The following is a 23,581-nucleotide window of genomic DNA, read 5'->3' as shown; positions in this document are numbered from 1 at the left end:
AGCCTGCTTTTTTATATGTTATAATAAAATAGGTGATTATATGAAAATAATATTTTTAAGACATGGACTAACTGAGTCAAACAAGGATTTAAGATTTTCTACTCCACAAACTAGAATTTCGAAAAATGCCTATATTGATTTAGATAAAAGTAAAAAAAATTTAGAAAAATATAAAATAGATAGAATTTATACATCAAAACTTATAAGAAGTCAAGAAACTGCAAAATATCTGGGATTTGATGAATTTATAGAAGATAAAAGAATAAATGAATTAGATTTTGGAGATTTTAAAGGGCAAAAAGTTTTTGATACAAAAGAAAAATATAAGGATTTTTATGATAAATTAAAGAAAAGTCCTTATTCAACAAAATATCCTAATGGAGAAAGCGTAGAGGATTTGATAAGTAGAATTAATGATTTTATGGAAGAAAAATCTTTATTTGATGGAAATATTTTATGTATTAGTCATGGAATTGCCATAAGAGCATCTTTATTTACTGTTTTAAAAGATTTGGGAAATTTTAAAAACTTTTGGATAGATAATGGATCTCTTACAGTTTTTGATATAAGCAGAGATAAAAAAATGATTGAGTGTGTGAATTTGATATGAAATTTATACATATTTCTGATATTCATTTATCAGATAAGCTTGATTTTGACTCATCTAATAGTAAGCTTATTAGAAAAATGAAATGGGATAGTTTTGAAAAAATTTTAAAAGAAAATAGGGATAAGGATTTTTTGCTTATTTCTGGAGATCTTTTTGAAAGAGATTTTTTTACTTTAAAAGATTACCAAAAATTATTTGAAATATTAGAAGATTTTCCCAAGGATATTTATTATTTATGTGGAAATCATGATTATATTGATGGGAAAAATGAAATATTTTTTTCAGATAAACCAGATAATCTCCATATTTTTTCAAGTGATAGAATAGAATTTTTTGAACACAATAATGTTAGAATTTATGGAATTTCTTACAAGGATAGAATATTTGATAAAAGATTTAATTATAATATAAGTCTAAATCATGATTATTATAATATTTTAATAGGTCATGGTGTTTTTAATGAAAATAATTCTTCCTATATGAATTTAAATTTAGAAAGAATTTCTAATATTGGTTTTGATTATGTAGGCCTCGGTCATATCCACAAAAAAGAAAAATTTTCTGATAAAATTTTTTATGTTGGAAGTATTGAGCCTATGAGTTTTAAGGATAAGGGTGAATTTGGTTATAATCTCATTGATGAAAATGGGGTTAAATTCATAAATTCATCACAAATGTCTTTTAATACTTTTGACTTTGACTTAAATGATTTCAAAAGTAGTGAAGACTTTGAAAAATTTTTAGAAAAAAAACTTGTTAAAAAATATAATTTTTTTACTATCAATGTGTCAAATTATGATAAATTTAACATAAGTGAAAAATATTTAAAAGATAGCCTAGATCTGGCTTATTTAAAAATAAATTATTTGAGAAACCAAAACTACTATAAGGATTTATCAAAGATTTATGAATCAACTATATTAGGAGATTTTTATCAGTATTTTGTTGATTTGGATATGGATGATCCTGTAAATAAAAGAGCTTTGGAGATTGGTTTTGATGCTATTTTAAGGAGTAAAGATGAATAATATTTTTATAAAAAAATTAAATATGACATCTTTTGGTAAATTTCAAAATAAATCTTTAATACTTAAAGAAAATTTTAATCTAATTTATGGGGACAACGAAAGTGGTAAATCAACTATTTCTGATTTTGTAGAGGGAATTTTCTACGGTTTTGATGAGGGAGATAAAAAAATTAGATTTTCCTCTAAAAAAGAAAAATATAAACCCATAGGATCTTTTAAATATTCAGGGAGTATGATTTTATATTTTAATGGGGATGACTATAGAATTGATAGAAACTTTGATGATGGATCATATAAGATATATAACTTGGCAAAAAATATTGGAATTCCTTCAAAAAAATCAAATTTAAATTATCCGGGAGAGTATTTTTTAGGTTTAAATTATTCTTTATATAAGAATATCTTGTCTAACTATCAAGCTCAGAAAATAAATAAAGACTCAAAAAAAGTCATTATAGATTTTTTAAAAAATCCTTCAAAAGATTTAGTTTTTTCAAAACTTAAGGCTATTTCAAATATAGAAAAAAACCTTGAAAAGATTGGAAGTCCAAGGGCCTACACTAAACCCTATGCAAAAAATATAAAACTTCTAGAAGAAAAAACAAAAGAAGCTCAAAAAATAAAAGAAATAAAAAAATCTTACAATTTAGATATAATAAAATTAAAAAATCAAAGAAAAAAGATACATGAATTAAAAACAAATATAGAAAGTTTAAAAGAATCAAGAGATAATTACAGAAAATATAAGGCGAATTCAAATTATATAGAAGAAAAATCTAGAAAAGATTCCTTAAAAATTATTGAAAAAAAATTGGAAAAATACAAAAGTTTTGAGGATATTAATGATTTTTATTTTGATAAAGTTGATAAATTACTAGAAGAAAAAGCAAGCTTTTATCAAAATAAGGCTGAGAAAACTTATTTTTTTCCTATAATATTTTCGATTTTTTTCTAATTTTAGGACTTTTAAGTAAAAGATCTTATATGATTTTTTTAATAATTCCTATTTTATTATTTTTTTATTTTAAAGATAAAAATAAAGACATTAATGAAAAAGAAAGAATTAATGACTTAAATATAAAAATAAATAATGAATTTTCTAAAATTTCTGTTTCTTCTAAAATATCTTATGATATGGCAAAAGATTCTTATAAAGAATATGAAAAATTAAAAATTGAAAGGGATAAAACTCTAGAAATTTTAAATATTTTATCTAGTCAAGAAAAATATGATAAAGCTATTGATTTAAAAGATAAGAATTTAGATATCGTTGATATTGAAAATAAAATAAAATTTTATGAATCAGCTTATGAGAAATTAATGGAAGAAAATTTAAAATTGGAAAAGAAGCTTTCAAGTGTAGAAGACATTATTTCAACAGAACTTGACCTAGTTGAGGACATAAAAATTATAATGAAAAAGAAAGCTAACTTAGAAATTGAGATTAAAGCTTCTAATATGGCAATTGATATTATAAATTCTAATAAAGATAAGCTAACTTATAACAAAAATCAAATGTCATCATTAATTAGTCAAATTATAAGACAAATTTCAAAAGGAAAATATAAAAAAATTGACTATGATGATAATCTTGAACCCGTAATTGTTACATCAAAAAATGAGATAATTGGAATGGATAAAGTATCTGTGGGATTTTTTGATCAAGTAAATTTTTCGTTGAGATTCGCACTTTCAAACAATCTCTTGGATAATTCATTTATGATTTTTGATGATGCTTTTATAAATTATGATAATAATAGGCTAAGAATGGCCTTATTAAATTTACTAGATTTATCAAGAAAATTTCAAATAATATACTTTACTTGCCATAAAAGAGAAAAAAATGTTTTTGATGGAGAAGATATTGAAATAAATTTTATAAATATGGAGCAAATATGATATATGCGATAGGAGATTTACATCTTGACTATACAGAAAAAAAGTCCATGGAAGTATTTGGTAAAGCTTGGGAAAATTACCAAGAAAAAATATTTAATAATTGGAATAAAATTGTAAAAAAAGAAGATACTGTTTTAATTGTTGGAGATATTTCTTGGGCTATGAATATTGAAGAGGCTTACATTGACCTTAAAAAAATAGATGATTTGAACGGAGAGAAAATTCTCTTAAAAGGAAATCATGATTATTGGTGGTCATCCTTAAAAAAACTAAATGATTTGGATTTTAAAAGTATAAAATTTCTACAAAATAATTCTTTTTTTGTAGAAGGATACGATATTTGTGGAACAAGAGGATGGATAAGTAGGGATAACAGTGAATTTACTGACCATGATGAGAAAGTTTTTAAAAGAGAGCTTCAAAGACTTAAAAATTCACTTGATTTTAATAAAGAAAATAATAAAAAAATAGTAATTTTACATTATCCACCCTTAAATAGCGACAAGTCATTAAATGAATTTTTTGGAATATGCAAGGACTATCAAGTAGAATATTTATTGTATGGACATTTACACGGTCCAGGACATAAACAAATTTTTGAGGGTATAGTAGATGGTATAGGAATAAAATGTGTGGCAGGAGATTATATAAATTTTTTGCCAGAAAGGATAAGTTAATGGATAGAGAATTAGAAATTAAGGTATTAAACATTGATATCGAAGAAATGGAAGAGAAATTAAAGGAGAAGGGAGCTGAATTTTTGGGAGTAGAAATCCAAACAAATCATACTTTTGCTCCAAAAAATTCGAAAGAATTTCCTAATGGATATTTAAGGATTAGGGAAAAAACTATAAATGATAAGAAAGAAGCAACAGAGCTTACCTTTAAAGAATCAGTAGATAACAAAGATAATATAAGAGTAAATAATGAATACACCACATTTATCAATTCAACTTCAAATATGATTAAAATTTTGGAGGAAATAGGTTTAGTTGAAAGATATGTTGGAGATAAAAAAAGAATTTCTTATTCCTATAAGGGCCAACGATTTGATATAGACATTTGGTCAAAAAATGTATACCCAGATCCTTACATGGAAATTGAATTTACAAATGTAAATTTATTGGAAGAAATTTTAGATGAATTTGAAATTGATAGAAAAAATGTGACAAGTGAATCAATTAATGAATTAATTGAAAAGCGTAAATAAATATTGACGAGTATAAATTCATTTGGTATAATAAAAAAAACAAAAAAGGAGTGTCTAAATGCTAAAGATTAAAAATTTATTAAGTGCAGAAGATTTGTTTAAAGATGATTTACTTGAAATAATTGATTTAGCAGAAGACATAATGAAGAGTCCTGATAAGTTTTCCAATTATTGTAGTGGAAAACTATTAGGGACTCTTTTTTTTGAGCCTTCTACTAGAACAAGACTTTCTTTTGAATCAGCAATGTTAAGACTTGGAGGAAGTGTTGAGGGATTTTCAAATCCTAAAGCATCAAGCCAAGCTAAGGGTGAAAGCTTACAAGATACAATTAGAACTGTAAGTCAATATGTTGATGTAATTGCTATGCGCCATCCTCAAGAAGGAGCTGCAAAATTATCATCAGAAACTTCTGACTGTCCAATTATAAATGCAGGTGATGGTGGTCACCAACATCCAACACAAACTCTAACAGATATCCTAACAATTTCAACTTATAAGAAAAGACTTGAAGGATTAAAGATAGGAATTTGTGGAGATTTAAAATACGGAAGAACAGTTCATTCACTATTAAAAGTAATGACCTTGTTTGATAACAACGAATATGTTTTAATATCTCCTGAAGAATTAAAATTACCAAACTACATTAAAAAGAGTGTTTTCGAGAAAAACAATATAGAATATGTTGAAAAAAGATCTTTAGATAACTCTCTTGATGATCTTGACATTTTATATATGACAAGAATTCAAAAAGAAAGATTTTTCTCAGATAATCAATATACAAGATTAAAAGATTCATATGTTTTGACAAGAGAAAAATTAGCAAATGCAAAAAAAGATCTTGCAATCCTACACCCACTTCCAAGAGTTAATGAAATTGATAAAGATGTAGATTCTGATCCAAGAGCTTTATATTTTCAACAAGTTAAATGTGGAATGTATGCAAGAATGGCACTAATTATAAAATTATTGGAGGCAAATAATGCTTGAGATTACTTCACTTAAAAAAGGAATTGTAATAGACCATATAAAAAGAGGATTGGGAATTAAAATTTTTAATCTTTTACACCTAGACGAAATTGAAGATGAGGTTGCCTTAATTTTAAATGCAAATTCCTCTTCTCAAGGAAGAAAAGATATAGTAAAAATTGCAAATAATCTTGATATAAATCTTGATGCAGTAGCAATTATTGATCCTAATGCAACTGTAAACTTTATTGAAGATGAAAAAGTAGTTGAGAAAAAACAATTAGAATTACCAGAAGTAAGCAAGGGAATTTTAAAATGTCAAAATCCAACTTGTGTTTCTACAACTGAAAGAAATATTGAAAGCAAATTTATCTTAATAGATAGAGAAGAAAAAATGTACAAATGCGCATATTGTGATCACATTTATGATGTGGAGGAATAATGAAGAAAATTTTTACAAATCTTGTTGCTGTTGATGATATTAAAATATCAAGAAGGAACATCTTTGTAGAAGACGGATTTATAACAAAAGAATTTGAAAAAGATGAGGAAACTGAGATTATAGACTGTAATGGTCTTATCTTGGTTCCTTCTTTTGTGGACATGCATACGCATTTTAGAGATCCTGGCTTTACCTACAAGGAAGATTTAAAAACTGGATCAATGACTGCCCTTAAAGGCGGATATACAACTGTAAATTTGATGCCAAACACAAATCCAATAGTATCAAGCAAAGAAGTCTACCAAGATATTATAAAAAGAGGAAAAGATTTAGATTTAATTGATATTAAGCAAGTTTATTCAATAACAAAAGATTTCAAAACCGATGATTTAAGTCATTTAAAAGATTTGCCAGAAGGTCTTTTATTTTTGTCAAATGATGGTAAGGGAGTAGATGATGATTTTTCTATGTATCAAGCAATAAAAATTGCCAAAGAAAATAATTTGAAGTTTACCCTACATGAAGAGTGCAAAGAAATTTCAAAACATGATTATGAAATTGCAGAAGATTTGATGACTTTAAGAGATTGTTATTTTTCCTATAAAATGGATGTTCCTATTCATTTTTCACATGTTTCTACAAAAGGAGCAATTGAAGCAATAAGATATTTTAAAGATTTGGGTGCAAATATTACTTGTGAAGTAACTCCACACCATATTTATTTTTCTGATAGAGATGATTTGAAAGTAAATCCACCAATAAGAAAAGAAAAAGATAAAAAAGCTTTATTGGATATGATAAAAAAAGGATATGTAGATTGTATAGCAACAGATCATGCTCCTCACACTAAAGAGGAAAAAGAAGATGGAAAACCTGGTTTTATTGGACTTGAAACGGCTTTTTCTACATCATATATGAGCCTTGTAAAGACTGGAATTATTTCATTAAATGATTTAATCAGATTAATGTCAACAAACCCATCTAAACTTCTTGAAATTAAAAAAGGTAAAATAAAAGAAGGATATGAGGCAGATTTTACCCTTATAGATTTGGATAAAATATATGAATATAAAGAAGAAAATATATTATCAAAATCAAAAAATTCATTATTTTTAAATCAAAAACTTCAAGGTGAAATTGTTAGAGTTTATAAGAAAGGAATTTTAAAATATGACCTTAATGGAAAGACTTTATAAAAAAATTGAAGAAAATGGATTTGTGTGTGTAGGTCTTGATACTTCACTTGACTATATTCCTGAAAAAATGAAGGAAAATAAAAGTGTAAGTGAAAGTTTGTTTGACTTTAATAAAGAAATTATTGATAATACAAAAGATGTTTGTGCAATTTATAAACTTCAAATTGCCTACTACGAATCATACGGCATAGAGGGGATGCTTGCTTATAAAAATACTTTAAAGTATTTAAGAGACAATGATTTATTATCAATTGCAGATGTTAAAAGATCTGATATCGCTCAAAGTGCTAGTCAATATGCAAAAGCACATTTTTCAGGAGACTTTGAAGCTGATTTTATGACTTTAAATCCTTATATGGGCATGGATTCTATCTCACCATATCTGGAATTTATCAAAAACAAGGATAAGGGAATTTTTGTTCTTTTAAGAACTTCAAATCCTGGAGCAAATGATTTTGAATGTTTAAGATTAAAAGATGATAACGAATTATTCTATACCATTGGAGATAAATTAAAAGAAGTAAATGATGAATTGATTGATAATTCTGGATACGGTCCAATTGGCCTTGTAGTTGGGGCAACTCACAAGGAAGAAGTTGAAAAAATAAGAGAGAGATATAATAATATGTTTTTCTTGATTCCTGGTTTTGGAGCTCAAAAAGCTGATTCTTTAAATGTTTATAAACTTTTAAATTCATTAAATGGAGGAGTTGTAAATTCTTCTAGGGCAATTTTAAAGAATTATTTAAATTTTGAAGATGGAGATGACAAGGTAGGTTTTTATGCTAGAGAAAAATGTATAGAAACTAGAAAGGAAATCCAAGATAATGGAATCTTATAGGGAAGCTTCTGTAATTTTTAACAAAAAAATAAAAGAAGATATTTATTTTTGCAAGTTAAAAACAAGATTAAATGCAAGACCTGGTCAATTTTTTATGTTAAGATGTGATAGTTTTAGAAATTCACCACTTCTTTCAAGACCCTTTGGTGTTTGTGATCAAGATGATGAATCTATGTCTTTTTTATACCAAGTAAAGGGCGTAGGAACGAAAATTTTGAGTGATTTAAAAGAAGGATCCAAGGTAAAATTACTTGGTCCTTTGGGAAATGGATTTGAAATTAAAAAAGGAAAAAAAGCTGCAATAGTTGCTGGAGGAATTGGAATAGCTCCACTTTTATATTTAGCAAAATCTCTCGACTTAAAAGCTGATTTTTATGCAGGATTTAGTGATGAGGAATATTTTACAGATTATTTTAAAGATTATGTAAATTCTACAACTGTAACCATCGATAAAAAAGATAAAATTTTTATAACAGATAAAATTGATACAGAAAAATATGATGTAATTTATGCTTGTGGTCCAAATCAAATGTTAAAAACTTTGGCAAATAAAAATAAAAATGCTGAAATTCAAATTTCAATGGAAGCCCATATGGCTTGTGGAATTGGTGCATGCCTTGGCTGCACAGTAGAAAATGTTCATGGCGATTTCATTAGAGTTTGCAAGGATGGACCAGTTTTTGATTCAAAGGAGATTTTCTAATGAGTTTAAAAGTTAATATTTGTGGAATTGAATTTAATAATCCAGTTATAGCTGCAAGTGGAACTTTTGGTTTTGGAAAAGAATTTGCAGACTATATTGATATAAATAAACTTGGAGGAATTTCTTCTAAAGGACTAACCCTACATAAAAATTTGGGAAACAAGGGAATAAGAATTTATGAAACTGCTGCTGGAATTATGAACTCTATTGGTTTACAAAATCCTGGAATAGAATATTTCATAAAAGAAGAATTACCGTTTTTAGAAACAAAAGATGCTGTTACAATTGCAAATCTTGGTGGACATAGTGTCGAAGATTATGTTAAGGGAGCATCCATGCTTGATAAAACAAGTGTACCAATAATTGAATTAAACATTTCATGTCCAAATGTAAAAGAAGGTGGAATGGCATTTGGTACAGATCCCAAAAAAGCTTGTGAAGTTATAGAGAAGGTAAGAAAAGTTACAAAAAAAGTTTTGATGGTAAAACTTTCTCCAAATGTTGGAGATATAAAAGAATTTGTAAAAGTTGCTGAAAATTCAGGAGCTGATTGCATATCTCTTGTAAATACTTTTAATGCTCTTGCAATTGATGTTGATAATAAAAAGGCTGTTTTTGAAAATAAAACTGCAGGCTTATCAGGACCTTGTATAAAACCTATTGCTTTAAGAATGGTGTATGAAGCAAGCAATGCTACAAATTTACCAATAATTGGTATGGGTGGAATTTCAAATTATAGGGACTGTTTGGAATTTATTATGGCAGGAGCAAGTGCTATACAAGTTGGAACTAGCAATTTTGTAGATTTTAATACAATGATAAATATAGTTGATGATTTAGAAAGATATATGCAAAGAGAAAATCTAGATTCATTAGATGAGATAAGAAAAATTATTTAGGAGAAGATATGGATAGAACAATTGAATTATTAAAAAAATCAGATGCACTTTTAGAAGGTCACTTTTTATTATCAAGTGGAAAGCACTCAAAAAAATATATTCAATGTGCAAAATTAATAGAAAACCCAGTTTATTGTGAAGAAGTTGCAAAAATTATTGCAGAAAAAATAAAAGAATCCGGAATTAAAGTTGATTTGTGTGTAGGGCCTGCTATGGGAGGAATAATAATAGCCTACGAAGTTGCAAGAGCTTTGGGAGTAAATGCAATATTTACTGAAAGAGTTGATAATATTATGACTCTAAGAAGAGGATTTGAAATTAAAGAAGAAATGAATGTTATTATTGTTGAAGATGTTGTAACAACAGGAAAATCTTCATTCGAAACTGTTGATGTAATAGAAAGCTTTGGTGGAAAAGTTAAGGCTCTTACATCAATTGTAAATAGGTCAGGAAAAGATGAAATCAATGGTTTAAAATTAATTTCAGCGACACAAGTTCAAATTGATACCTTCGATCCAGATAATTTACCAGATGATTTAAAAGACACTCCAGCAGTAAAACCTGGTTCTAGAAAATAGTATTTGCATTCTAGCAAAAGAATGATATAATGATTGTAACTGTTTTGTTACAATTTATTTATGAAAAGAGGTCTAGATGATAAGAAATAATAGATTTAAAATATCATTTTTATCTTTTTTAGCTATTGTTCTTGTGCTAGTTATTGCAACAGGATTAGATAAATCATCTTTAGCTGCAAAAAACAAAGATAAAAGAGATAGTTTGATTACTGGAGTAAATGAAATTAGCAACGAAACCCTTTCTTTAAAACAATCTAGAATAGATAGATTTGAAAAATTAGAAAAAGATTTAGAAGAATTAAAAAATAATGGTTCTGATAAAATTAGCAAAAATTCCATGCTATATTTGACAAATAAAACAAATTTGACAGCTGATGAACTTGAATTTGGACTTAAAAATACAAATTTACAAGGTCTTGGAGTTGAATTTAAAAAAGCTGAAGAAAAACATGGAGTAAATGCCATATTGCTAATGGCTATGGCAAAACATGAAACTGGCAATGGTCATTCATATCTTGCTAAGTCAAAAAACAACCTTTTTGGTTTTAATGCAATTGATCAAGATCCTATAAATGCAGCTAATAAGTTTAAAGACAAGGGTGAATCAATCAATCACGTTGCAAAATTTTTAAAAGAAAATTACTTAAGTGAAGATGGAAAATATTATAATGGTATATCTACAAAATCTATAGGAAAATTATATGCAAGTGACCCAGATTGGTCAGATAAAGTTGACTATATGATGAAAGAAGTTTGTACATATATACTTGAAGAGAAATAGGCTAATTTTTATAGTCTATTTTTTTTGATTTTTTTAATTATTTAATATCAAAAATCAAATAATTTAATCTCATTATTTAAAATATTTTGAATAAAAATATTATAGACTTTTTACCCTTTAATCTGTTATAATTTTTTTATGAATATAAAAGATAAATTAATTATTAAAATTGCAAAGTTTAGTAAAGTATTACTTAAAATGACTAATCATAAGGCTACAAGTTTGCCAGGAAAAATTGCTTATAACTTGGATAATGATATTTTGAGTGCTTTAAGCGAAAATACAAAATTTATTTTTGTTACTGGTACAAACGGTAAGACTATGACTACACATTTTGTTACAAATATTTTAAGAAAATATTATAAACATGTTTTCACTAATGATTCTGGTTCAAATATGATTCAAGGAATTATAACAGTTTTATTAGATGTTCCAAAAAATGAGGATACAATTGCAGTCTTGGAGGTGGACGAGGCTAACCTAGTTAAAATAAGTGAATTTTTAAAGCCTGATTATGTTATCTTGACAAATATTTTTAGAGATCAAATGGATAGGTTTGGAGAAATTTATAATGTTTATAAAAAAATTATGGATGGACTTAAAAATTGCGAAAATGTAAAAATCATTGCAAATGGTGACTTACCTATTTTTTCTTATGATGATTTAAAAGAATATAAACCAATTTATTATGGAATTAGAGAAGATAATAAAATCAATGATAATTATGACAAAGAAGCCGAATTTAATAGTGATGGAATTTTATGTCCAAAATGTAATTCAATCTTAAAATATAAATTGGTAAATTATTCTTCATTGGGAGACTTTTCATGTCCAAATTGTGATTTTCATTCTCCTGAACTTTCTTATAATATTAGTGAAATATTATCTATGGATGCTAATTTTTCAAAATTTATAGTAAATGGTGAAAAGTATGAAACTCAAATTGGAGGATTTTATAATATATATAATGCCCTAAGTGCCATAGCTTTGGCAAAAGAATTAGAAATTCCGTATGAAAAAATATTTGATGGTTTAAAATTTCAAGAACACGTTTTTGGAAGGCAAGAAGTAATTAATATTGAAAATAAAGAATTAATTATAAATCTTGTTAAAAATCCAACAGGTTTAAATCAAATAATAAATCTCATGCTATTAGAAAATGAACCAATTAGCTTGTATTGTCTATTAAATGATAATTACGCTGATGGTACAGATGTGTCTTGGATTTATGATTCTTATTATGAGAGGTTGAAAAAATTAAATATAAAAAGAATAAAAGTTTCAGGAACAAGAAAAAAAGATATGAAAAGAAGACTTGAAATTGCTGATATATTTGATGGTGAGATAAAGGAATTTGATTTTGAAAATGAAATTTTAGAAAATATAAAGAGTGAGGTAACTAAAAAAATTTATATACTTTCTACCTATACTGCCATGTTAAGGTTGAGGGAGGTTTTAAAACTTAAATGATTATAAACATATGCCATTTATATGGAAATTTGTTAAACACCTACGGTGATGTTGGTAATGTAATGGCCTTAAAATATTTTGCTGAAAAAAAAGGCCACAAAGTAAATCTTGATGTGATAAGTTTAGATGATAAATTTGATCCTGATAAATATGATTTTGTATTTTTTGGTGGTGGTCAAGATTATGAACAGTCTATTGTAGAAAAAGATCTGGAAAATAAAAAAGAGAATATAAAAAAATATATTGAAAATGCTGGACTTTTTCTTGCAATCTGTGGTGGATTTCAACTTATGGGTCAATATTATTATGATGCTTACAATAGAAAAATAGAAGGACTTAAAATTTTTGATTATTATACAAAGAATCAAGAAAAAGGTAATAGATTTGTAGGAAATATTGAAATAAAAGATTTGAAAAATGGTGAGATTTATCATGGTTTTGAAAACCATGGAGGAGTTACCTATCTAAAAGATAAAAACCAAGCTTTTGCGAGTGTTATTTCTGGAAACGGAAACAATGGTGAAGATTCTACTGAAGGATTTAGATACAAAAATGCTTTTGCATCATATTTACATGGTCCCTTGCTTGCACGTAACGAAAATTTGGCAAATACCTTCATAGAAATTATAGAAAATAGGAAAAGATGAATAAATAAATTTTAATTCACTTTAATAAACTATTGCACTGAATGTGAAAAGTTGATATAATATATTTGAAAAGCAAAACATATTGTAATTATAGGAGTTTAAATGAAAAAAGATATTGAGATTGCAAGAGAAGCTAAGATTAAAGATATTGACGAAATTGCCAAATATCTAAATATTACAGATTATGAAAAATATGGTAAATACAAGGCGAAAATTAATCCTGTATTTGACAAAAATAAGGATTCAAAACTTGTTTTAGTAACGGCAATTTCTCCTACACCTTTTGGTGAGGGAAAAACTACTATGAATGTAGCCTTATCTATGGGATTAAATAAGCTTGGAAAAAAATCTATTTCGGTTTTAAGAGAACCTTCATTAGGACCTTCTTTTGGTATTAAAGGAGGAGCGTGTGGAGCAGGTTATTCCCAAGTTATTCCAATGGAAGATATAAATCTTCATTTTACTGGTGATTTTCATGCAATAACAAGTGCAGTTAATTTGGTTGCTGCTATGATTGATAATCATATCTATCAAGGAAATGAAAAAAACATCGACCTAAATAATATAGTTTGGAAAAGATGTGTAGATTTAAATGATAGAGCCTTAAGAGAAGTTGTTGTAGGTTTGGGTAAAAAAACAAATGGAATTGTTAGACAAGATGGTTTTGATATTACTGTTGCAACAGAAATGATGGCTGTATTTTGTTTAAGCAATGATTTATTTGATTTTAAGAAAAAAGTCGCAAAAATGATTGTTGCTTATGATATTGATGGAAATGCAGTAACTGTAGATGATATAAAAGCAACAGGTCCAGTTTGTGTTTTGATGAAAGAAGCATTGAAACCAAATTTATGCCAAACATTAGAAAATACACCTGCAATAATTCACGGTGGACCATTTGCAAATATAGCCCATGGTTGTAATTCAATTATAGCTACTAAAACAGCCCTTTCTTTATCAGATTTTGCTGTAACAGAAGCAGGCTTCGGTGCAGATCTTGGTGCTGAAAAATTCTACGATATTAAATGTCGAAAAGCAGGTTTAAAACCAAATATGACAGTAGTTGTTGCAACGGTAAGAGCCTTAAAATATCATGGTGGTCAAGATTTAAAAAATATTGACCAAGAAAATATTGAAACATTAAAAAAAGGATTTAAAAATTTAAAAATTCACTTAGAAAATTTAAAGAAATTCTCAAATAATATCGTTGTGGCGATCAACAAATTCGACCAAGATACGGAAAATGAATTAAAAACTTTGGAAAAACTTGTAGAAGATTTATCATTAAAAGCTTTTGAATGTGATGTATATCATAAAGGATCAGAAGGCTGTCTTGATATTTGTAAATATATTATAGAAAAAAGCCAAGAAGAAAATAATTTCAAAGTTTTATATGATGAAAATCTTCCTATAAAAGAGAAAATTGAAGTTATTGCCAAAGAAATTTATAGGGCGAGTGGAGTTAAATATTCTAAAAAGGCCTTAAATGAAATTAAAAGAATAAATGATTTAAATTCAAATAATTTACCAATATGTATTGCAAAAACTCAATATTCCCTATCAGATGATCCGAAAAATTTAAATCCAGATAGTGAATATGAGATTACAATTAATGATATTAAACTAAATAAAGGTGCAGGCTTTATTGTCGCACTTACTCAAAATATTTTAACTATGCCAGGACTTCCAAAAAGACCTGCAGCATATGACATAGATATTGACGAAAATGGAAATATCATAGGATTATTTTAGGAGAAGAAAATGACAGATTCAAAATTACAAAGTAAAGAATTAGATGAATTTTTTGACGCTATATTGATGTTAAAAGATAGAGACGAGTGTTATAATTTTTTTGAAGATGCTTGTACAGCAAGAGAGCTTCAATCTATTTCACAAAGATTGCAAGTTGCTAAATTATTAAAAATAAGAAAAACTTACAGCGAAATAGAAGAGCAAACAGGAGCATCTACAGCAACAATTTCAAGAGTAAATAGGTCCTTGCACTATGGTAGTGATGGATATGATTTAGTTCTTGAAAAATTAATTGCAAACAATCTAAAAGAAGAGAAAAATAAAAAATAAAATTTTAATCAAAACTACCAGCTTAGCTGGTAGTTTGCACAGCGCCTATAAGGCGCGAATACCGGCACGCCCCCTATTGGGGCTCCGAATATTCCATCACATGCACCACTATCCCAACTACTGCTGAAGCAGTTTTTTATTTGTTTTTATTTACTGACTCTCCCGTAAACGGGTCATAGTATTCTTTTATACTTATTTGGTCAGTGTAATAATCTTCTTTTAATTGATTTTGTATATATTCTTTTATTTTCTTTTCATTTCTTCCCACTGTATCTACATAGTATCCTCTACACCAAAAGTGTCTATTTCCATATTTATATTTTAAATCTGCGTGTCTATCAAATATTATCAGTGAACTTTTTCCTTTTAAATATCCCATTATTTGTGATATTGAATATTTTGGTGATATTTCTACCAACATGTGTACATGATCTGGACATAGCTCTGCTTCTATTATTTTTATTCCTTTTCTTGAACATAATTATCGAAGTATGCTACCTATATCTTTTCTTAGTTGTCTGTATATTACTTGTCTTCTATATTTGGGTGCAAAAACTATATGATATTTGCATCTCCAGCTTGTATGCGATAAAGTATTTTTATCCATGATTACCTCCTTGTTTAATTGTGCATGTGACTATCACAATTATACTTTAAGGAGGTTTTCTTGGTGCTTGAAGCTAAAGCTAAATCCCTCCACCTGCATAGCAGGTGGTTTTTTGTTTCGCTCTCTTTTGTTCGCTCAACTCACTTAAGTGGACAAAGATTAAACGAATTTATCTAAAAAGATAAGTTCGTTTTTCTTTTAATTTTTTTTAAAATAATAGTAAAAGAAAAAATATAAATTATTTTCATATCTTAGATTAGTCCAACTCTTATGGTATAATTATAAGGATGAAAGGATGTGAAGAATGGACTTATCTAATTTAAATGATAAACAAAAAGAGGCGGTTTTACATGACAAAGGTCCCCTTCTTGTTGTAGCGGGAGCTGGGAGTGGAAAAACCAGAGTATTAACTACAAGTATTGCATATTTGATAAAGGAAAAAAATGTAAATCCGGTTAATATTTTGGCTATTACTTTTACAAATAAGGCTGCCAATGAAATGAAAGAAAGAATATCAGATCTTTTAGATGAAGATGTTTCTCACTTGTGGATTGGTACTTTTCACTCTATTTGTGCAAGAATTTTAAGAATGAATATAAATAAAATTGGATATGACAATAATTTCACTATTTATGATACAAATGATCAAAAAACTTTGGTAAAAGAAATTATAAATGATTTGAATTACAAAGATGATATTAGTCCAAAAGAGGCTTTAAATGTTATAAGTTTTTGTAAAAACAAATCAATAAGTCCTAAAGATTTTTTAAATATAAATACATCTTATGCTAAGCAAGAGGAATATTATAACATTTACAAAAATTATGAGAAGAAAAAATTTGAATACAATTCTCTAGATTTTGATGATTTAATATTAAAAACCCTAGATTTATTTGCAACAGATCCAGATACTTTGAAATATTATCAAAATAAATTTGAATATGTTTATGTAGATGAATATCAGGATACAAATAAAAGTCAATATGAATTAATTAAATTTATTGGTAAAGTTCACAATAACGTTAGGGTTGTTGGGGATGCTGATCAATCAATTTATAGTTTTAGAGGTGCAGATATTAATAATATTTTAGATTTTGAAAAAGACTTTAAGGACGCAAAAACTATAAAACTTGAAGAGAATTATAGGTCAACTTCTAATATTATTAATGTTGCCAATAAATTAATCAAAAACAATACTGAAAGAAAAGACAAAAATCTTTGGACATCAAAAAATGATGGTTCGGAAGTTTTGTATAAAAAGTCATCTGTTGAATCTGAAGAAGGAAAATTTGTAATAGATGAAATAAATTCTTTATTAAATGATGGCTATAGACTAAAAGATATGGCAATTTTATATAGGACGAATGCTCAATCAAGGGTTTTTGAAGAATATCTTATGAAAAATTTACTTGATTATAAGGTAGTTGGTGGACTTAAATTCTATGATAGAAAAGAAATAAAAGACCTAGTTTCCTACCTAAAAGTTTTAGTAAATCCAAAAGATGATATAAGTTTAAAAAGAATTATTAATGAACCTAAAAAAGGAATTGGTAATAAAACTGTAGAAAAATTAGAAAATGAAGCTAATAAGTTAGGTTTTTCTTTAACAGAGCTTGTTTGTGATCCGTCTTTATTTTTAAATCTTCCTACAAAATTAAAAAGTGCTTGCGAAAAATTTTATAATCCCTTGGCAAAAATTTTTGATAATTACAGGGATTATGACATTGTGGAATTGATAGAAGAGTTACTTGATAAGAGTGGATACATAAAAGCTTTGGAAGAATCTTATTCTGTAGAAAACAGGTCAAGGATAGACAATTTAAATGAATTTATTTCCTCAGCCGCAGAATATCAGTCAAATAATCCAGAAGATAATATCCACGATTATTTGGAAAATTTATCACTTTTATCAGATTTGGATAAAACTGAAGATAGTGATGATTCAATTTCACTTATGACTATTCACTCTGCAAAGGGCCTTGAATTTAAGGTATGTTTTGTTGTTGGCATGGATGATGGTTTATTTCCATCAAAAAGATCTATTGATGAAGGAAATATTGAAGAAGAAAGAAGACTTTGTTATGTTGCAATAACAAGGGCTATGGAGAAATTATATCTTTCTAGTGCAGAAATTAGAAGGCAATTTGGCCAAGCTGTTTATTATAAACCTTCAAGATTTTTAAAAGAAATTGAATCTTCTATTAAAAAAATAGACCAAGACAAAACCCCTGCTTATTCTCCCTATGTAAAAATGAAAAGCAATGAATCTTACATGAGAGATAAGGCAAGAGAGAGTGTCTTAAAGAAAAATACTGTAAAAGAATCATCAAAAGAAGAATTTCAAATTGGTGATAAAATTATTCATACAAAATGGGGTCAAGGAATGATAGTTCAAATAAAAAAATCAGATGATGGAAATGAACTTGTAGTAGCATTTGATAAAAAAGGACTAAAAAAACTAAATCAAGATTATGCCCCAATAAAAAGGATGTAAAATGGATAAGAAAGATAAGATTAAAATAGATGAGCTGATTGATAAAATCAATAACTTAAATTATCATTACTATACTTTGGATGAGCCTATAGTTTCTGATGGTGAATATGATAAGTTATACGATGAGCTTAGAAATCTTGAAAATAAAACTGGATATATAAATGAATTTTCTCCAACCCAAAGGGTCGGCGGGACAATTTTAGATAAGTTTGAAAAACACTACCATATTTCAAGATTATATTCTCAAGATAAGTCTCAAAATATTGACCAGCTTAAAGATTGGGTTATAAGGACAAAAAAACTTCGTGACCAGTACAATGAAACACACGATGAAAAACTTGATGAATTAGAATTTATTACAGAATATAAATTTGATGGTTTAACTATTAATTTGACCTATGAAAATGGAATATTACAAACTGCATCTACAAGAGGAAATGGGATAGTAGGAGAAGATGTAACTAAACAAGTTTTGACAATTCCAACAATCCCTACAAAAATTAAGGAAAAATCTTTAATTGAAATCCAAGGTGAAGCAGTAATGCCTTTATCAAGTTTAAAAAAATACAATGAAGAAAATGAAATTCCATTAAAAAATGCAAGAAACGCTGCAGCAGGGGCAATCAGAAATCTTGATACAAGTCAGACTAGAAAGAGAAATTTAAAGGCTTATTTTTATCAAATTTCAACCAACAGTCTTGATTTTAAAACTGAAGAAGAAAAGTTGGAATTTTTAAAAGATCAAAAATTACCAGTCTATCCATACAAAAAAGTAATAAGAAAATTTGACGATATAGTAAAAGAAATAGATTTTATAAAAGAAGAAAGACACCATATAGATGTTTTGACAGACGGTGTAGTTATAAAAGTAAATGATGTAAAAACTCAAGAAGTTTTAGGTTATACAAATAAATTTCCTAGATGGTCAATTGCTTATAAGTATGAAGCAGAAGAATACACGACAAAGCTTTTAGATGTAAGCTGGAATGTTGGTAGAACTGGTAAAGTTACACCATCAGCTATTCTTGAACCGGTAGATTTTTCTGGAGTAACTGTAAGAAGAGCAACTTTAAATAATTACGATGATATTTTAAGAAAAAAAGTTAAAATAGGATCAAAAGTATTTATAAGAAGGTCGAATGATGTAATTCCTGAAATTCTTGGAGTTGTTGATCAAAACCAAGAAAATACTGTAGAAATTAAAAAGCCAACAAAGTGCCCTTATTGTCATAGCGAATTAATTGAGGGAAATGTTCACATATATTGTCCAAATTCAATATCTTGTACACCTCAATTAAAGGCGAGGATGGTTCATTTTGCATCAAGAGATGCTATGGATATAGAAGGTTTGTCAGAAAAGACTGTGGAATTATTTATTAATAAACTTGATATTAAAGAAATTTATGATTTGTATGATTTAAAGTATGAAGATTTAATAAATTTGGAATCATTCAAAGATAAAAAAACCAACAATTTATTAAGTGCAATTGAAAATAGCAAAAATTGTGAACTAAATCATTTTATATATGCAATCGGAATTCCAAATGTTGGTGTTAAAACCGCAAGAGATTTACAGGAAAAATTTAAAAGTCTGGAAAATTTGAGAAATGCAACAGAAGAAGAGTTAGTTGAAGTTGAAGATATTGGTGAAAAAACTTCCCACGATATAGTTGAATTTTTCCACGATCCCAATATAAAAGATTCTATTGATAAACTTTTAGACAAAGGGATCAATATTAAAAAAACTGAAGAAAAAAATACGAGTAATTCTTTAGACGGGATGAAGATAGTTATTACAGGAAGCATTGAAAATTATAAGAGAAATGATATAAAAAAATTGATTTTAGATCATAATGGAGATGTTACATCTTCTGTTTCAAAAAACACAGACCTTGTTTTGTGTGGAGAAAAACCAGGAAGCAAAAAAGAAAAGGCAGACCAATTAGGTATTAAAGTTTTAGAAAATGATGATTTATACGAATTTATAAAAAAATTAGAGGAGTAATTATGGATAAAAGTGAAGTTACAAGAATTTATCGACTAGCAAATCTTGATTTATCCAACCAAGATATAGACAAAATTTCCGATAAATATAATACAATTTTAGATTTTATAGACCATATATTTGATGTGGATTGTGAAAATGTAAAAATGACAGAAATGTTAGATAATCATAATGCAATATTAAGAGAAGATGTTGTAGGTAAATCTCTAGACAGGAAAGATGCTCTTAAAAATGCAAAAGATACAGAATATGGTTATTTTAGGTTGGATTGGAAACTTTAAGGAGAAAATATGGATATTCAAAATACTATTAATAAATTTAAAAATAAAGAAATTTCAGTCTACGAAAATACAAAAAATGTTTTAGAAAAAATAAAAAATGATGAATTTAATGCATATATTTCTTTTAATGAAGATGATAGTCTAGAAAGAGCAAAATTTTTAGATGAAAAATTAAAAAACGGGAAAGAGTTAGGAAAATTATTTGGTATTCCTGTAAGCGTAAAAGATAATATTTCCTACAAAAATATGAAATTAACTTGTGCATCAAAAATGCTTAAAGATTTTGAACCTGTTTATAATGCTACAGTTGTTGAGAATTTACTAAAAGAAGATGCTATAATAATTGCAAAAACAAATATGGATGAATTTGCTATGGGAGGATCAGGAGAAACTTCATATTTTGGACCAATAAAAAATCCCTTAGATGAAAATTTAATTCCAGGAGGATCTTCATCAGGTTCTGCAGTTAGTGTAGCAAAAGGTGATGTATTAGTTTCTTTAGGAACGGATACAGGTGGATCTGTAAGACAACCTGCAAGCTATTGTAATATTATTGGATACAAACCAACTTATTCTCTTATGAGTAGGTATGGGGTTGTTTCAATGGCAAATAGCCTTGATCAAGTTTCTTTATTTGCAAAAAATGTTAGTGATTTAAGATCTCTTGCATCAGCAAGTCAAAGCCCAGATAAATTTGATATGACAGCAAGTCTTGAAGATTATAATTTTGAAAAAGAAAATTATGATTTTTCTGGAAAAAAAATTGCTGTAATTAAAAATGAAAATAATGTATATAATTTGGATAAGGAAGTAGAAGAAGATTATAAAAAAGCAATAGAAATTTTAAAAGATATGGGCGCAGAAATTTGTCCAATATATTTAAAATATTCTAAATATGCAAATGAAGTTTATAATGTTGTAATGAGTTCAGAAGTTTCAAGCAATTTATCAAGATTTGATGGAATTAGGTATGGTCACCAAACTGACGAGTACAAGAATGTTGAAGAATTATTTATAAAAAATAGGTCAGAAGGCTTTGGAGAAAATGTTCAAAGAAGAATAGCTCTTGGAACTATGTATTTATCAAGTGAAGATGACCAAAGAATTTACAAGCAAGGACTAAAATTAAGAACATTAATAGTGGAAGAATTTAAAGAAATATTTAAAAACTATGATCTATTAATTACCCCAACAACAGTAGATCTTCCATCAAAATTAGGAATATATACTGATGATCCATTAAAAGATTTTACTTCAGATATTTTTAATGTATGCGTAAATTTAACAGGATCTTGTGGAATATCTATTCCAGTTAGAAAAGGAATATCTGGAAGTATTCAAATTATTGGAGATAGATTTAAGGATAAAGATATAATAAACGCTTGCGAAACTTTCGAAAGGAAAAGAGATGAAAACTAGAACTATTATAGGATTAGAAATTCACGTAGAATTATCTACAAAAACAAAAATGTTTTGTTCCTGTAAAAATGAATTTGGAGCTATACCAAACACAAATACTTGCCCAATTTGTTTAGGTCATCCAGGAACTTTACCCTTAATAAACAAGGAAGCTGTAAGATATGCAATAAAAGCAGGTCTTGCTCTTGATTGTGATATAAGAGAGTCTATGAAAATGGATAGAAAAAAATATTTTTATCCAGACCTTGTAAAGGGATATCAAATAACCCAACAAGACGAACCATATGCAGTAGGCGGTCATATAATTTTAAGTGATGGGGATGAAATAAGATTAAATTCAATTCATATGGAAGAAGACACTGCAAAATCTAATCATGATGAAAATAACAACACCTTAATGGATTACAATAGGGCAGGACTTCCTCTAATTGAAATTGTTACTGAACCAGATTTAAAATCTGCAAAACAAGCAAGAGAATTTGTTGAAAAATTAGCTCAAACTTTAAGATTTTTAGACGTTTCTGATTGTATTATGGCAGAAGGGCAAATGCGTTGTGATGTAAATATAAATTTAGAAAATCTTGAAAATGGTGATAGAACAGCTATTTCTGAAATTAAGAACCTAAACTCAATTAAGGCTATTGAAGATGCCCTCTTATTTGAAACTGATAGACATAAAAAAATCCTAGAAAACGGAGAAGAATCTGTAAAAGAAACTAGAAGATGGGATGATGATTCTCAAAGCACAATTTCTATGAGAACTAAAGAAACTGCTAATGATTATAGGTTTTCTATAGAAGCTGATATACCAAGAATTGAGCTAAGTAAAGAATTTATTGATGAAATAAAAGAAAATTTACCAGAATTGCCTGAAGCAAAAGCAAAAAGGTATATGGAAGAATATAAACTTTCAGACTATGATGCAGGACTTTTGTCAAACGATAGGAAGCTTGCAAATCTATTTGAAAAAACAAATGATTTGGTAAAAAATCCTAAGGAAGTTTCAAACTGGATATTAACAGAGCTTTCAAGACGCTTAAATGAAAGTGAGATTGAAGCTGACCAAATGAATTTGTCTGTAGAAAATTTTGCTAACTTAATCAATTTAGTTTTATCTAATAAAATAAATAATAATGTTGGTAAAAAATTATTAAGAGAAATTTTTGAATCAAATGAAAATCCAGAGAAACTTGCTAAAGAAAGAAATCTTCTTCAAATTAACGATGAAAGTTTTCTAGAAGATGTAGTAAAAGAAGTTTTGAGTGAAAATGCACAATCCGTTGAAGATATTAAAAACGGAAAAGACAGAGCGTTTGGATTTTTGGTTGGCCAATGTATGAAAAAAACAAAGGGTAAGGCTAATCCTCAACAAGTAAATGCCTTATTAAAAGAAAGAATAGGAGAGATGTAAGAGCTGGCTTT

General features: G+C 27.4%; 23 protein-coding genes and 1 pseudogene. 23 read left to right on the top strand and 1 reads right to left on the bottom strand.

Annotated features, from left to right (window positions below; all coding sequences use genetic code 11):
- The first annotated feature begins 40 nt into the window (after positions 1-40).
- The 18 genes from L6653_RS03195 (at position 41) to L6653_RS03110 (ending at position 15,353) form a co-directional block, all read left to right on the top strand.
- On the top strand, positions 41-610 hold the full coding sequence (locus tag L6653_RS03195) for a histidine phosphatase family protein (RefSeq protein WP_236785487.1): 570 nt from the start codon (positions 41-43) through the stop codon (positions 608-610).
- On the top strand, positions 607-1,638 hold the full coding sequence (locus tag L6653_RS03190; protein WP_236785486.1) for a metallophosphoesterase family protein: 1,032 nt from the start codon (positions 607-609) through the stop codon (positions 1,636-1,638). The genes L6653_RS03195 and L6653_RS03190 overlap by 4 nt, the downstream gene beginning before the upstream one ends.
- Positions 1,631-2,593, top strand: a complete 963-nt coding sequence (locus L6653_RS03185; RefSeq protein ID WP_236785485.1) for an AAA family ATPase — start codon at positions 1,631-1,633, stop codon at positions 2,591-2,593. Before L6653_RS03190 ends, L6653_RS03185 begins: the two co-directional genes overlap by 8 nt.
- Positions 2,594-2,622: 29 nt before the next feature.
- Entirely contained in the window at positions 2,623-3,537 is a 915-nt protein-coding gene (locus tag L6653_RS03180) for an ATP-binding protein (RefSeq protein WP_236785484.1), read from the top strand.
- Positions 3,534-4,214, top strand: coding sequence for a metallophosphoesterase (locus tag L6653_RS03175; protein ID WP_236785483.1), 681 nt, complete (start codon positions 3,534-3,536; stop codon positions 4,212-4,214). Before L6653_RS03180 ends, L6653_RS03175 begins: the two co-directional genes overlap by 4 nt.
- Positions 4,214-4,747, top strand: coding sequence for a class IV adenylate cyclase (locus tag L6653_RS03170; RefSeq protein WP_236785482.1), 534 nt, complete (start codon positions 4,214-4,216; stop codon positions 4,745-4,747). Before L6653_RS03175 ends, L6653_RS03170 begins: the two co-directional genes overlap by 1 nt.
- Positions 4,748-4,805: 58 nt before the next feature.
- On the top strand, positions 4,806-5,735 hold the full coding sequence (gene pyrB, locus L6653_RS03165) for an aspartate carbamoyltransferase (protein WP_236785481.1): 930 nt from the start codon (positions 4,806-4,808) through the stop codon (positions 5,733-5,735).
- Positions 5,728-6,156, top strand: a complete 429-nt coding sequence (locus L6653_RS03160) for an aspartate carbamoyltransferase regulatory subunit (protein WP_236785480.1) — start codon at positions 5,728-5,730, stop codon at positions 6,154-6,156. Before pyrB ends, L6653_RS03160 begins: the two co-directional genes overlap by 8 nt.
- Positions 6,156-7,352, top strand: a complete 1,197-nt coding sequence (locus L6653_RS03155) for a dihydroorotase (RefSeq protein ID WP_236785479.1) — start codon at positions 6,156-6,158, stop codon at positions 7,350-7,352. Before L6653_RS03160 ends, L6653_RS03155 begins: the two co-directional genes overlap by 1 nt.
- Entirely contained in the window at positions 7,327-8,193 is an 867-nt protein-coding gene (pyrF, locus tag L6653_RS03150; RefSeq protein WP_236785478.1) for an orotidine-5'-phosphate decarboxylase, read from the top strand. The genes L6653_RS03155 and pyrF overlap by 26 nt, the downstream gene beginning before the upstream one ends.
- Positions 8,180-8,896, top strand: coding sequence for a dihydroorotate dehydrogenase electron transfer subunit (locus L6653_RS03145; RefSeq protein ID WP_236785477.1), 717 nt, complete (start codon positions 8,180-8,182; stop codon positions 8,894-8,896). The genes pyrF and L6653_RS03145 overlap by 14 nt, the downstream gene beginning before the upstream one ends.
- A complete protein-coding gene (locus L6653_RS03140) occupies positions 8,896-9,795 on the top strand; it encodes a dihydroorotate dehydrogenase (RefSeq protein ID WP_236785476.1) in 900 nt (299 codons plus the stop codon). The genes L6653_RS03145 and L6653_RS03140 overlap by 1 nt, the downstream gene beginning before the upstream one ends.
- 8 nt (positions 9,796-9,803) lie before the next feature.
- Positions 9,804-10,373: an orotate phosphoribosyltransferase gene (gene pyrE / locus L6653_RS03135; protein ID WP_236785475.1), complete on the top strand. Its 570-nt coding sequence runs from the start codon at positions 9,804-9,806 to the stop codon at positions 10,371-10,373.
- A gap of 76 nt (positions 10,374-10,449) precedes the next feature.
- Positions 10,450-11,154, top strand: coding sequence for a glucosaminidase domain-containing protein (locus L6653_RS03130; RefSeq protein ID WP_236785474.1), 705 nt, complete (start codon positions 10,450-10,452; stop codon positions 11,152-11,154).
- A gap of 138 nt (positions 11,155-11,292) precedes the next feature.
- Complete coding sequence (locus tag L6653_RS03125) at positions 11,293-12,624, top strand: MurT ligase domain-containing protein (RefSeq protein WP_236785473.1); 1,332 nt, start codon at positions 11,293-11,295, stop codon at positions 12,622-12,624.
- Positions 12,621-13,271 carry a type 1 glutamine amidotransferase gene (locus L6653_RS03120; protein WP_236785472.1) on the top strand — a complete coding sequence of 217 codons (651 nt, stop codon included), beginning with the start codon at positions 12,621-12,623 and terminating at the stop codon, positions 13,269-13,271. Before L6653_RS03125 ends, L6653_RS03120 begins: the two co-directional genes overlap by 4 nt.
- Positions 13,272-13,373: 102 nt before the next feature.
- Complete coding sequence (locus tag L6653_RS03115) at positions 13,374-15,023, top strand: formate--tetrahydrofolate ligase (protein ID WP_236785471.1); 1,650 nt, start codon at positions 13,374-13,376, stop codon at positions 15,021-15,023.
- Positions 15,024-15,032: 9 nt separating this feature from the next.
- The gene (locus tag L6653_RS03110) at positions 15,033-15,353 is read left to right on the top strand and encodes a YerC/YecD family TrpR-related protein (protein ID WP_049690971.1); all 321 of its coding nucleotides are present in this window, start codon (positions 15,033-15,035) and stop codon (positions 15,351-15,353) included.
- A gap of 136 nt (positions 15,354-15,489) precedes the next feature.
- Here the strand turns inward: L6653_RS03110 and tnpA are convergent.
- Positions 15,490-15,960 (bottom strand): annotated as a pseudogene (gene tnpA, locus L6653_RS03105) (IS200/IS605 family transposase).
- Between the two features lie 304 nt (positions 15,961-16,264).
- On the opposite strand from tnpA, the gene L6653_RS03100 reads away from it, so the two are divergent.
- Genes L6653_RS03100 through gatB form a run of 5 tightly spaced genes read left to right on the top strand, consistent with a single transcriptional unit; the run spans position 16,265 to position 23,570 of the window.
- Positions 16,265-18,454 carry an ATP-dependent helicase gene (locus tag L6653_RS03100; RefSeq protein WP_236785470.1) on the top strand — a complete coding sequence of 730 codons (2,190 nt, stop codon included), beginning with the start codon at positions 16,265-16,267 and terminating at the stop codon, positions 18,452-18,454.
- A gap of 1 nt (position 18,455) precedes the next feature.
- On the top strand, positions 18,456-20,459 hold the full coding sequence (gene ligA, locus L6653_RS03095) for an NAD-dependent DNA ligase LigA (protein ID WP_236785469.1): 2,004 nt from the start codon (positions 18,456-18,458) through the stop codon (positions 20,457-20,459).
- 2 nt (positions 20,460-20,461) lie between these two features.
- Positions 20,462-20,740: an Asp-tRNA(Asn)/Glu-tRNA(Gln) amidotransferase subunit GatC gene (gene gatC / locus L6653_RS03090; protein ID WP_236785468.1), complete on the top strand. Its 279-nt coding sequence runs from the start codon at positions 20,462-20,464 to the stop codon at positions 20,738-20,740.
- 9 nt (positions 20,741-20,749) lie between these two features.
- On the top strand, positions 20,750-22,159 hold the full coding sequence (gatA, locus tag L6653_RS03085; protein ID WP_236785467.1) for an Asp-tRNA(Asn)/Glu-tRNA(Gln) amidotransferase subunit GatA: 1,410 nt from the start codon (positions 20,750-20,752) through the stop codon (positions 22,157-22,159).
- A complete protein-coding gene (gatB, locus tag L6653_RS03080) occupies positions 22,149-23,570 on the top strand; it encodes an Asp-tRNA(Asn)/Glu-tRNA(Gln) amidotransferase subunit GatB (RefSeq protein WP_236785466.1) in 1,422 nt (473 codons plus the stop codon). Before gatA ends, gatB begins: the two co-directional genes overlap by 11 nt.
- The last annotated feature ends 11 nt before the right edge of the window (positions 23,571-23,581 follow it).

This window comes from Anaerococcus ihuae (genome assembly GCF_928368155.1).
Taxonomy (GTDB): Bacteria; Bacillota; Clostridia; order Tissierellales; family Peptoniphilaceae; genus Anaerococcus; species Anaerococcus ihuae.
This window is presented reverse-complemented; position numbering and strand designations above follow the sequence as displayed.

What these genes read in the sequence shown, in the direction of transcription:
- L6653_RS03195 (WP_236785487.1), top strand. Translation starts at nt 41, where the DNA reads ATGAAAATAATATTTTTAAGACATGGACTAACTGAGTCAAACAAGGAT.
- L6653_RS03190 (WP_236785486.1), top strand. Translation starts at nt 607, where the DNA reads ATGAAATTTATACATATTTCTGATATTCATTTATCAGATAAGCTTGAT.
- L6653_RS03185 (WP_236785485.1), top strand. Translation starts at nt 1,631, where the DNA reads ATGAATAATATTTTTATAAAAAAATTAAATATGACATCTTTTGGTAAA.
- L6653_RS03180 (WP_236785484.1), top strand. Translation starts at nt 2,623, where the DNA reads ATGATTTTTTTAATAATTCCTATTTTATTATTTTTTTATTTTAAAGAT.
- L6653_RS03175 (WP_236785483.1), top strand. Translation starts at nt 3,534, where the DNA reads ATGATATATGCGATAGGAGATTTACATCTTGACTATACAGAAAAAAAG.
- L6653_RS03170 (WP_236785482.1), top strand. Translation starts at nt 4,214, where the DNA reads ATGGATAGAGAATTAGAAATTAAGGTATTAAACATTGATATCGAAGAA.
- pyrB (WP_236785481.1), top strand. Translation starts at nt 4,806, where the DNA reads ATGCTAAAGATTAAAAATTTATTAAGTGCAGAAGATTTGTTTAAAGAT.
- L6653_RS03160 (WP_236785480.1), top strand. Translation starts at nt 5,728, where the DNA reads ATGCTTGAGATTACTTCACTTAAAAAAGGAATTGTAATAGACCATATA.
- L6653_RS03155 (WP_236785479.1), top strand. Translation starts at nt 6,156, where the DNA reads ATGAAGAAAATTTTTACAAATCTTGTTGCTGTTGATGATATTAAAATA.
- pyrF (WP_236785478.1), top strand. Translation starts at nt 7,327, where the DNA reads ATGACCTTAATGGAAAGACTTTATAAAAAAATTGAAGAAAATGGATTT.
- L6653_RS03145 (WP_236785477.1), top strand. Translation starts at nt 8,180, where the DNA reads ATGGAATCTTATAGGGAAGCTTCTGTAATTTTTAACAAAAAAATAAAA.
- L6653_RS03140 (WP_236785476.1), top strand. Translation starts at nt 8,896, where the DNA reads ATGAGTTTAAAAGTTAATATTTGTGGAATTGAATTTAATAATCCAGTT.
- pyrE (WP_236785475.1), top strand. Translation starts at nt 9,804, where the DNA reads ATGGATAGAACAATTGAATTATTAAAAAAATCAGATGCACTTTTAGAA.
- L6653_RS03130 (WP_236785474.1), top strand. Translation starts at nt 10,450, where the DNA reads ATGATAAGAAATAATAGATTTAAAATATCATTTTTATCTTTTTTAGCT.
- L6653_RS03125 (WP_236785473.1), top strand. Translation starts at nt 11,293, where the DNA reads ATGAATATAAAAGATAAATTAATTATTAAAATTGCAAAGTTTAGTAAA.
- L6653_RS03120 (WP_236785472.1), top strand. Translation starts at nt 12,621, where the DNA reads ATGATTATAAACATATGCCATTTATATGGAAATTTGTTAAACACCTAC.
- L6653_RS03115 (WP_236785471.1), top strand. Translation starts at nt 13,374, where the DNA reads ATGAAAAAAGATATTGAGATTGCAAGAGAAGCTAAGATTAAAGATATT.
- L6653_RS03110 (WP_049690971.1), top strand. Translation starts at nt 15,033, where the DNA reads ATGACAGATTCAAAATTACAAAGTAAAGAATTAGATGAATTTTTTGAC.
- L6653_RS03100 (WP_236785470.1), top strand. Translation starts at nt 16,265, where the DNA reads ATGGACTTATCTAATTTAAATGATAAACAAAAAGAGGCGGTTTTACAT.
- ligA (WP_236785469.1), top strand. Translation starts at nt 18,456, where the DNA reads ATGGATAAGAAAGATAAGATTAAAATAGATGAGCTGATTGATAAAATC.
- gatC (WP_236785468.1), top strand. Translation starts at nt 20,462, where the DNA reads ATGGATAAAAGTGAAGTTACAAGAATTTATCGACTAGCAAATCTTGAT.
- gatA (WP_236785467.1), top strand. Translation starts at nt 20,750, where the DNA reads ATGGATATTCAAAATACTATTAATAAATTTAAAAATAAAGAAATTTCA.
- gatB (WP_236785466.1), top strand. Translation starts at nt 22,149, where the DNA reads ATGAAAACTAGAACTATTATAGGATTAGAAATTCACGTAGAATTATCT.